This window comes from Microbacterium sp. UBA837 (assembly GCF_002296025.1).
Classification (GTDB): Bacteria; Actinomycetota; Actinomycetes; order Actinomycetales; family Microbacteriaceae; genus Microbacterium.
Genome location: NZ_DBHD01000136.1, coordinates 1 through 8,842 on the forward strand (window position 1 = coordinate 1; position 8,842 = coordinate 8,842).

Below are 8,842 nucleotides of genomic sequence, written 5' to 3' on the forward strand. Positions count from 1 at the left end.
CGCGGTCCTGCCGGTGAGCACCGTACTGAAGGACTTCCACGGGATCGATGGCGTCGCTCTCTCCGTGCCCTCGATCGTGAACTCCCGCGGCGCGTTCCCGATCCGCGAGACACCGTTCTCTCTGAATGAACTCGCCCTGCTGCGCCGCTCCGCCGACGCCCTGCGCGAGGTGGCGACCTCCCTGCGCTGACCTGGATCGGGCGCTCCCGCAGGCGTCGCTAACTCCTCACGATCGGCGGAACTTCGGCGACTCGGCACAGCAGGAGCGGGCCGATGGCGCCGGTCCTGCTGAGTTGGCGACGGATGCCGTGGCGGACCGATAGCGTGTGGTCAGCCCCACTGCGAACGCGTCCGTGTGAGGAGAACCCGTGACCACCTACCTCCCGCTGCCACGCCCGGGTGGCGACGCGGACACGATGCGCGTCCAGCATGGGCTCCTGCGCTACGTGCGCGAGGCGGCGGCGCTCGGGGCCCCGTTGCCCGGGGAACTGGAGTTGACGGCGCGCCTGGAGTGCAGTCGCCAGCAACTGCGCAACGCGATGGCCCAGCTCGAGGCGCAGGGGATCGTGCGGCGGCGACAGGGCACGGTGACCACGGTGGATCCGATCGCGCTGCGGTTGAGCGTCCGCCTGGAGGAGCAGTTCGAACACACCGAGCTCCTCGACCGACTCGGCTACCACGCCGAGGTGGAGGTGCTCGAGTCCCGCACCCTGCCCCTGGGCGCTGAGATCGGCGCCGTGATGGAACGGCCTGCAGACACGACTCGACTGGCCGTCCGAAAGCGGTGGCGGGCGGATGGCGCCGTCGCGATGATCGCCGACGACACGGTGCCGATTCCGGACGAACTGCCCGCGGAGTTCGACCCGAGCGAGTCCGTCTTCACCTTCGCGGCACGGGTGTGGGGAGAGCCGGTCGTGTGGGAGGTGACAACCCCCGGCGTGGTGACGCTCTCGGGCGAGCTCGCCGACCTGTTCGAAAAGCCCGAGGGCACCCCGGTCATGACGCTGGAGGTCATCGGTATCGGCGCGAGTGGCAGCCGCATCCTGCACAGCACCGAGTATCACGACCCCGGCATCGTGTCCTACTCGCTCGTGCGAACCGTCCGCCCGCAGAGCGCGTCGCGTGGCTTGCCGACGAGCGGTCCGACGAGGCGATGCCTGCCGCGGCCGAGTCGAAGATGCTCGCGAACGAGGTTGCCAAGCAGGCAGCGGCCGAGGCGCTCCGCGTCGGGGGCGGCGGCAGCTTCCTGCTGAGCTCACCGATCCAGCGGATCTTCCGCGACGCGCAGGCCGGCGCCCTGATGGCCTACTCGGTTCCACTGACCCAGCAGGTCGTCGGCGAGGCAGTCCTCGCGGCCGACTGATCCGCGGCATCCGTCGCTGGTGTCCGGGGCCAACTCCTCAAATCTGCGGTGTCCCGGGCCCCCGACGCCGCCCGTCAGTGCGCACAACCACCCGATGTGAGGAGTTAGCCACAGGCGAGGGCGCGCCGGGCGGCGGTGTCGGATGCCGCGGCTAGCCTGATCGCATGGCCAAACGCCCAACGACCGCCGCCCCGTACCGGTGCACCGAGTGCGGATGGACGACGGTCAAATGGGTCGGCCGCTGCGGCGAATGCCAGCAGTGGGGAACTGTCGTCGAGGCAGCCGAGCAGACCGGCATCGTGCGCACGCTCGCCCCGACGGCGCCGAGTTCGGATCGGGCAGCGCAACCGATCACGCGGGTGTCGGCATCCGACGCGCCCCGTCGCACGACGGGTATCGGTGAGTTCGACCGCGTGCTCGGCGGCGGCCTCGTCCCCGGTGCGGCGATCCTGCTCTCCGGCGAACCGGGGGTCGGAAAGTCAACGCTGCTGCTGGATGTCGCGGCGCACTCCGCAGCATCCGGTCACCGTGTTCTTTACGCAAGCGCCGAGGAGTCCGTCGCGCAGGTGAGACTGCGGGCATCGCGCACGGGCGCCCTGCACGACGAGCTCTACCTTGCGAGTGAGACCGACCTTGCGACGATTCTCGGCAACGTCGACGAAGTACAGCCGAGCCTGCTGATCGTCGACTCGGTGCAAACCGTCTCGTCGGCGATGCACGAGGGCGCGGCAGGTCACCCGTCGCAGGTGCGCGAGGTGGCCTCGACCCTCATCCGCGTTGCCAAGGAACGCGGCCTGCCGGTCATCATCGTGGGGCATGTGACCAAGGACGGCTCGATCGCCGGCCCCCGCATCCTCGAACACCTCGTCGATGTCGTCTGCCACTTCGAGGGCGACCGCCAAAGCTCGCTGCGCTTCGTTCGAGCCCTGAAGAACCGGTTCGGTCCGACAGATGAAGTCGGATGCTTCGACATGGCCGGCGACGGCATCCAGGAAGTGGCAGACCCGAGCGCGCTGTTCCTCGGTCACGGCGACCCGGTCGCCGGGACGTGTGTCACGATCGCGATGGAAGGTCGCCGGGCCCTACCTGTCGAGGTGCAGGCGCTCACGATCAAAACCTCGGCCCCGAACCCCCGCCGCATCGTCAACGGCGTCGAGGCCTCACGGGTTGCCATGGTGCTCGCCGTGCTCGAACGCCGAGCGGGCATCGTCGTCAGCGACCACGACGTGTACGTCTCCACCGTCGGTGGAGTGCGCCTGGCAGAACCCGCTGCGGATCTCGCCATCGCCGTTGCCGTTGCCAATGCCGTGAGCGAAACGGCCCTCGCCAAGGGAACTGCAGCGATCGGCGAGCTGAGCCTCGCCGGCGAGATCAGACCCGTGATGCAGGCAGCCCAGCGGCGAGCCGAGGCGGAGCGTCTCGGCTACCGCACGGTGGTTGATGCGGGGTCCAAGAACCTGCGCGGCGCCCTCGGCGACCTGAGCCTGCACACCGTGCGGCCGGGGCGTCGCGCTTCACCGGAGAACCACAGCGACGAATCGGGCTTCTAGACCACTGTGTCAGTCGCCGGCACGAACCTCGAGAGCGGCAAGAACGTCGGCGGGGCTCGCCTGCATCGGATGGGGGCCCGCAAGATCAAAGAAGACGGTCGTGATCTCATCCTGGTGTGCACCGAGAAATGTCTTGAGACTTGCCGGCGGCATCAGCGCGACAGCCGGTGGAAGGGTAGCCGGCTTGTTTGCCGCGTCGCTGAAGAGAAGGAGAGCGATCTGGCCGGTGGTCGGGTCGCGAAAGGTCCACACGTCGCCGACATCGAGCGGATTGTCGCGCTGGCCCGGCTTCATGAGCGGCACCACTGTCGGGCCGTGCCGCAGGGCAAAGGCGACAGCTGCCATGTCCTGCGTCTGGAGCGCATCGGCCAATGAAGTGTTGCGAAAATCCAGCGCCGCCTTGCCGCGCTTGCTCCCCGCCATCCCCCCAGCCTAGTTCGCGAAGGCCTCACTCCTTCGGACGCGGCCGGGACGGCGGACGCTGTGCGCGAACGATCGACGGCACCAGTGCGCGAATCGACCGACCTCGCAGCGAAGACCACCACACTCCCGCACCGTAGGCGAGATCATCGAGACGGCGCGCGACCGCGAACCTCGCCGGGTCCAGTCGGGGTCTCAGCCTCGCGTACTCCCAGACCGTGTCCGCGACGGCTGCAACGACGGTCGCGCGTCGAACACGTCGCGACACCACCGATCCAGCCAGAGCGAGGGGCCACCAGTGCCGGACGAACAGCGCGATTCCCTGGGCGAGCGCGGAGAGCAGACCGTTACCGGTCAGGCGCGCGGATTCCCGCCATGGACACCGCAGGTGGCCGATGCGCCGGGAGATCCTCACGATCACGACACCGAGGGTCACGGCGATCACGGGCAGCGACCAGCGCCGCTGAGCCACAGCTGCCACGAAGACCAGCAGGCTCCAGGGTGCGAAGATCACCGGCGCTATGTGCTCCGGATGCCGCGCGGCGAGCGGCATCGCACCGGTGCCGTAGAAGAACTTTCGAGCGAGCCACTGTCTCGCGTGTGCGCGATGCTCGTGCTGCGCCACCGCCGCCGGCTCGAACCGCACCCGATGACCGGCCTCCGTGAGTCGCCAGACGAGGTCCACATCCTCCCCGGCGCGCAGAAGCGGGTCGAATCCATCTCCCAACATCGATTGCCGCACGACGACGCAGGTCGTGGGAACCCACGCGACCCGGGTCTGCGGCTTGACCGGTGCAGGCTCGGCGCCGAGATCGAGCGACGAGCGCGCGTCCTCATACCGAGTGATCCACGTCGGCGTCGAAGAGGCGACCCCGACGATGCGGGGAGCCGCAAGCGCCAGCCGCGGATCGGCGAAGTGTCGGAGCAGGAGGGGAAGGCACTGCGGATCGAGCACGACATCGGTGTCGACGAACGCGACGTACTCCGTCGACACTCCCGCGGCGCCGGTGTTCCGCGCCGCCGCGGGACCGAGGTTCGTCTCGTGCACGAGGAGTCGCGCTCCTGCCGCCGCGACGACCTCCGCAACGGCGGACGGATCCTCGGACCCGTCGTCGACGACGATCACCTCGGCAAGCCCCTCCGGCAGGCTCGGCAGAAGCCGAGCGAGAAGGCCAGGCCGGTCCATTGCAGGGATCACGACGGAAAGCTGAGACAGATCGGCGGGAGGAAGACGTTCCACGATAGGATCGGCCAGGCCGTTCTCAAGCAGGTAGTCGGCAAGCGCAGCGGAGGCCATGTCAGTCACGATGACCTCGCGATCCGCGACACGCTGCCGCGCCGCGGCGGTGAGTCGAGCGACTCGGGCCGGCGCCCCGCCGATCAAGACCGCACCGCCGTCGACGACGCGGGTGTGGCGCCCGATCCGCACCGCGAACCCCTCGGGAAGCGTCACGACTCGTCCCGTTCCGCACGCCGCCACGCCCGATCACACATCTCTCTCAGGAGCGCCGCGCCTTCGTCCGCACTAGCCCCCGTCGGATCGCCGAGCACCCCGTTGGGCGACACCCCGGCGACCCCCGCGCGACGAAGCTCCGGGAGGATCGTCGCGAGGGGGTGAGTGTCGCCCGCTTCCGCCCGATCGAGCCGCACGGCACCGGGATCCAGATGCAGCATGATCGAGGTCTCCGTGCGCCCGGCGTGAGAATCGGCATCCGCAGCCTCGCACCGCACCCACCGGGCATCCCGACCCTCGTCGACCAGAAGCCGCACCGCGCTGCTGACGGCATCCACGTTCCCGCCGTGGCCGTTGACAAAGACGATGCGATCAGCCCAGTCGCTCACCGAGCGACCGATCTCGACGATCACCGTCCGCAGGGCATCCGTCCCGATCGAGACCGTTCCGGCGAACCCGGCGTGCTCGCCGGACGCACCAAACGAGACGACCGGTGCCGCGCTCGCATCTCGACCGGCGGCGCCCCACCGTCGCACGAGCTCGTCGGCCACGGCCGCGGCGATCCGCGCGTCCACGTCGAGCGGGAGGTGCGGGCCGTGCTGCTCCGTCGAGCCGAGCGGAACGACCAGGATGCCGCCGGCTTCCTGCCACGTGCGCTCCGTCAGATGGGGCGAGCCGGCCGCGACATGATCCGGCCCGCCGCGACGGGAAAAAGTCATGCTGCCATCATGCCGTGGCAGCTGCTGCCTCCCCCGTGCCGGATGCCGCGGGACGCCGGCGCGGGCGCGGGGGCGTCCTGGGCGCGTCCGGCACGCCAAGCGTGCGGGAGAAGTCCGGTGGGATCCACAGGTCGGCCGGCGAGAGCTCTGCGATGGAAGAGTGCCCCAGTCCGAGGACAGCGGAATCGAGCCCCATCCGCATCAGATCCAGGACGTTCTCGACGCCGGTCTGGCCGTTGGCCGCGAGCCCCCAGAGGTACGCCCGACCGATCATCACGGCGCGGGCTCCGAGTGCGAGCGCCTTCGCGACATCGCCACCGCGCCGGATGCCGCCATCGAGCAGGACCTCCAGCTCCGAGCCGACGGCGTTCGCGATCGGCTCGAGGCATCGGATCGTCGCGGGAGTCGTGTCAAGGTTGTTCCCGCCGTGGTTCGAGACCGAGATCGCGTGTGCCCCGATGTCGACGGCGCGCTTGGCGTCGTCGACGCGGGTGATGCCCTTGAGCAGGAACGGGCCGCCCCACTCCTTGCGCAGCCACTCGACGTCCTGCCACGAGGGCGGCTCGGTCTGCATCCACTCGTGGTAGGCGCCGAAGAAGGTGGGCGCGGCGCCGTTCGGGGGTTGCAGGTTCGGGGCCGTCAGGTCCGGCAGTCTGGTGCGCAGGAAGTCGAGGGTCCACCCCGGTCGACGAATGGCCTCGGGGGCGAAGGTGATCATCGACTTCAGATCGAGCTTCTCCGGAATCGACGGGCTTCCCCAATCCCTTCCGACCGAGAACGACCAGTCGAGGGTGGCGATGAGCGCCTTCGCGCCGGCGGCACGTGCCCGGTCCATGCGCTGGATCATCTGCTCTTTCGAGCCGGTCCAGTACAGCTGATAGAAGGTGTTGGGGTTGGCGTCGACGACCTGTTCCACTGGCTTGCTCGCGAACGAACTGAGCCCCATGATCGTGCCGCGAGAGGCGGCGGCACGGGCCACCGCCACCTCGCCCTCGGGATCAACCGCCTGCACCCCGGTCGGCGAGATCAGCACCGGGAGCGAGATCGGGATGCCGAGCACTGTCGTTGACAGGTCGCGCTCGGATTGATGGCCCGCCACGTGCGGGGCGAACTCCAGCTCCGCGAACGCATCCGTGTTATCCCTCGGCGTCGTGCCGCGCTCGGATCCGGCGACCAGCGCCGCGTACACTGACGGCGGGAGCCGCTTCTTGGCGCGACGCTGGGCTTCCAGCACCGTCTCGAACCATGGGTTCTGTCGCCATGGCCACCAGTTCATCTGTCCTCCTCTTTCCCTCGCGAACTCAACGGCCCGCGAAGATCTCGCTCACGGCCGGCGAAACATCCCGGTATCCGTGAATCACGCGGCACAGGCCCCGAGCTCTCGCCGCGACTTCGCGGCCCAGTTCGACGTCCTTCTCGCCGGTCGCCTCCAGCAGAATGTCCAGCCGCGACAGGCGCGCTGCGAGCGACCTCGCGTCGGGACCGGCGTTCCAACACTCCGTCGTCGATGGCCTTCTTGAAGCCGTCGCGGTCCCAAACGTCTGTCATCGCGGCGACGATGCGACGGTCGAGAGCCCCGACCTCACGGCCAGCGCAATATCCGCGTTGGGGATAGTGCAAGTTCGGCACGGGGCCGCAGAGATCAACCGTGATGATATCGGCACCCTCCTCCGCGAGTCGCAGCGCGTGGCTCCGACCCTGCCCCCACGCTGCTCCGGTTATGAGGGCGACCCTGCCCGTCAAGGGTGAGACGCAGCTGTGCCCCGTACCGGTCGGCGATGGGCGTGAACTCATCGAGCTGGGCGATGTTCGTCCGCGTGCACACAACCGAGAGCTTGAATCCACGCATCCCGGCATCCGCGAGATTCTGCATCGCACGCATCGCGGTCTCGTAGGAACGAGGACCGCGGATTGCGTCATTGACCTCGGCCGTCGCGCCGTCGAGCGAGATCTGCACGTCAACATAGTCGTTTGCTGCCAGACGCGTCGCGATCGCGGGCGTGATCTTGATGCCGTTCGTCGAGAACTTCACGCCGACATGGTGTGCTGTCGCATAGTCCACCAGGTCCCAGAAGTCGCTTCGCACTGTCGGCTCTCCTCCGCCGATGTTGACATAGACGACCTGCATCCTCTCGAGCTCGTCGATGACGGCGCGGCACTCGTCGGTCGTGAACTCACGCGGGTCACGGCGTCCCGAACTCGAGAGGCAATGCACGCACGAAAGGTTGCACGCGTATGTGAGTTCCCATGTCAAGCAGATGGGCGCATCAAGTCCGCGCTCGAAGTGATCGACCAGTCGAAGCGGGCGAGCAGGCGGGGCGACGTCGACGAGGGTCATGTCGTTCTCTGTTCGATCATCGCCGAGCCGGCGAGAGTTTCGAGCGCACCGAAGTACGGCTCGCGGTCACGAGGGTCGACGCCCGCAATGTCGCAGGCCTCATGAAGACTGTCCGTTCCATCGAGGCTCTGAACGATCGCAAGCAACGTCCTGTCTTTCAGGAATGAGAGCTTTCGCGTTCCGAAGTGATAGAGCAGCGCCCCAAAGGACTCGGGGCGCACCGAGACCTGCGGGCTAAGCCGCCAGGCCGTGTCGCGATTCATGGCGTCGCGCTGGCTGGCTCAGTACACGCCGCACATGCCGTCGATCGAGACCTCCTCGACGAGCGAACTCGACACGATGACCTCTTCCTCTGAGGCGGTGACGTCCGATGCGGTCTTCGTCGGCTCCATGGGATGCTCCTCCTAGGCGGTTTCGTCACGTCCTTGGCGAAACCTTCGTCGTGGCCGATACTAATGGCACTCAGTGCCACATGGAAGAGCTGATGAGCAACACGCAGGCAGAGGGTCGGCCGCGCATCGGTCGAGCGCCCGCCACAACGCATGGCGAACTCAGCCACTTCGCTCTCGTGCTGTCTCTGGAGCGCGGGTTCGAGGAGACGACAATCGCAGACATCGTTGAGCTCGTCGCCGACCGCCTGCGCCAGCCTGCAGATGCCCTGGAGCCGCAAGCAATCGCCTGGGCCTGCCTCGGTTTGTCTCTCGCGCCCTGCGAGCAGCGGCTGAGCCACGCGGATGCCGACCTCCTCGTGCTTATCGATGACGGGTTCGGCAAGATGGGCGAACCCTGGAGAGAGCACCCGTGACTACCGTCATCGTCGGGGCGGGCACTGCTGGTTGCGCCCTTGCGGCACGTCTGAGCGAGGACCCCGACCGCCATGTGGTGCTGATCGAAGCAGGGGAGTCCGGCTCCGACATTCCCGCCGAGTTGCGCGATGCTGCCAGCATCCGCGGTGCCATGCCCGGCCACCCGGCGAACTGGTCGTTTCTCGGGCAACTG

General features: G+C 68.1%; 10 protein-coding genes and 3 pseudogenes. 6 read left to right on the forward strand and 7 right to left on the reverse strand.

Annotation, left to right across the window (positions count from 1 at the left end):
• The 4 genes and pseudogenes from B3587_RS10090 to radA form a co-directional block, all read left to right on the forward strand.
• Positions 1-190, forward strand: a pseudogene (locus B3587_RS10090) (L-lactate dehydrogenase); the annotation flags it as partial.
• Between the two features lie 226 nt (positions 191-416).
• Positions 417-1,055, forward strand: a pseudogene (locus tag B3587_RS10095) (GntR family transcriptional regulator); the annotation flags it as partial.
• Positions 1,007-1,363, forward strand: a pseudogene (locus B3587_RS15935) (acyl-CoA dehydrogenase family protein); the annotation flags it as partial. The pseudogenes B3587_RS10095 and B3587_RS15935, both read left to right, overlap by 49 nt.
• A gap of 164 nt (positions 1,364-1,527) precedes the next feature.
• Positions 1,528-2,913, forward strand: a complete 1,386-nt coding sequence (radA, locus tag B3587_RS10100) for a DNA repair protein RadA (RefSeq protein ID WP_292728315.1) — start codon at positions 1,528-1,530, stop codon at positions 2,911-2,913.
• Positions 2,914-2,922: 9 nt separating this feature from the next.
• On the opposite strand, the gene B3587_RS10105 is transcribed toward radA, so the two are convergent.
• The 7 genes from B3587_RS10105 to mftA form a co-directional block, all read right to left on the reverse strand.
• Positions 2,923-3,336, reverse strand: a complete 414-nt coding sequence (locus B3587_RS10105; protein ID WP_292728317.1) for a dehydrogenase — start codon at positions 3,334-3,336, stop codon at positions 2,923-2,925.
• 25 nt (positions 3,337-3,361) lie between these two features.
• Entirely contained in the window at positions 3,362-4,786 is a 1,425-nt protein-coding gene (gene mftF / locus B3587_RS10110) for a mycofactocin biosynthesis glycosyltransferase MftF (protein WP_292728318.1), read from the reverse strand.
• Positions 4,783-5,505: a mycofactocin biosynthesis peptidyl-dipeptidase MftE gene (mftE, locus tag B3587_RS10115; RefSeq protein ID WP_292728319.1), complete on the reverse strand. Its 723-nt coding sequence runs from the start codon at positions 5,503-5,505 to the stop codon at positions 4,783-4,785. Before mftE ends, mftF begins: the two co-directional genes overlap by 4 nt.
• Before the next feature lie 7 nt (positions 5,506-5,512).
• Positions 5,513-6,781, reverse strand: coding sequence for a pre-mycofactocin synthase MftD (gene mftD, locus B3587_RS10120; protein WP_292728321.1), 1,269 nt, complete (start codon positions 6,779-6,781; stop codon positions 5,513-5,515).
• Positions 6,782-7,147: 366 nt separating this feature from the next.
• Positions 7,148-7,843, reverse strand: a complete 696-nt coding sequence (gene mftC / locus B3587_RS10125; protein WP_292728322.1) for a mycofactocin radical SAM maturase — start codon at positions 7,841-7,843, stop codon at positions 7,148-7,150.
• Complete coding sequence (gene mftB, locus B3587_RS10130; RefSeq protein WP_292728324.1) at positions 7,840-8,106, reverse strand: mycofactocin biosynthesis chaperone MftB; 267 nt, start codon at positions 8,104-8,106, stop codon at positions 7,840-7,842. Before mftB ends, mftC begins: the two co-directional genes overlap by 4 nt.
• A gap of 18 nt (positions 8,107-8,124) precedes the next feature.
• The gene (gene mftA / locus B3587_RS10135) at positions 8,125-8,235 is read right to left on the reverse strand and encodes a mycofactocin precursor MftA (RefSeq protein ID WP_292728325.1); all 111 of its coding nucleotides are present in this window, start codon (positions 8,233-8,235) and stop codon (positions 8,125-8,127) included.
• Positions 8,236-8,327: 92 nt separating this feature from the next.
• Between mftA and B3587_RS10140 the strand changes: the two genes are divergently transcribed.
• The gene (locus B3587_RS10140) at positions 8,328-8,648 is read left to right on the forward strand and encodes a hypothetical protein (RefSeq protein WP_292728327.1); all 321 of its coding nucleotides are present in this window, start codon (positions 8,328-8,330) and stop codon (positions 8,646-8,648) included.
• Positions 8,645-8,842: lycopene cyclase family protein (locus B3587_RS10145; RefSeq protein WP_292728328.1), on the forward strand; the 198-nt coding region annotated here is incomplete at its 3' end. The genes B3587_RS10140 and B3587_RS10145, both read left to right, overlap by 4 nt.

Coding starts and splice junctions, on each gene's coding strand:
- B3587_RS10140 (WP_292728327.1), top strand. CDS start 8,328: ATGAGCAACACGCAGGCAGAGGGTCGGCCGCGCATCGGTCGAGCGCCC.
- B3587_RS10105 (WP_292728317.1), bottom strand. CDS start 3,336: ATGGCGGGGAGCAAGCGCGGCAAGGCGGCGCTGGATTTTCGCAACACT.
- mftE (WP_292728319.1), bottom strand. CDS start 5,505: ATGACTTTTTCCCGTCGCGGCGGGCCGGATCATGTCGCGGCCGGCTCG.
- radA (WP_292728315.1), top strand. CDS start 1,528: ATGGCCAAACGCCCAACGACCGCCGCCCCGTACCGGTGCACCGAGTGC.
- mftB (WP_292728324.1), bottom strand. CDS start 8,106: ATGAATCGCGACACGGCCTGGCGGCTTAGCCCGCAGGTCTCGGTGCGC.
- mftA (WP_292728325.1), bottom strand. CDS start 8,235: ATGGAGCCGACGAAGACCGCATCGGACGTCACCGCCTCAGAGGAAGAG.
- mftC (WP_292728322.1), bottom strand. CDS start 7,843: ATGACCCTCGTCGACGTCGCCCCGCCTGCTCGCCCGCTTCGACTGGTC.
- mftD (WP_292728321.1), bottom strand. CDS start 6,781: ATGAACTGGTGGCCATGGCGACAGAACCCATGGTTCGAGACGGTGCTG.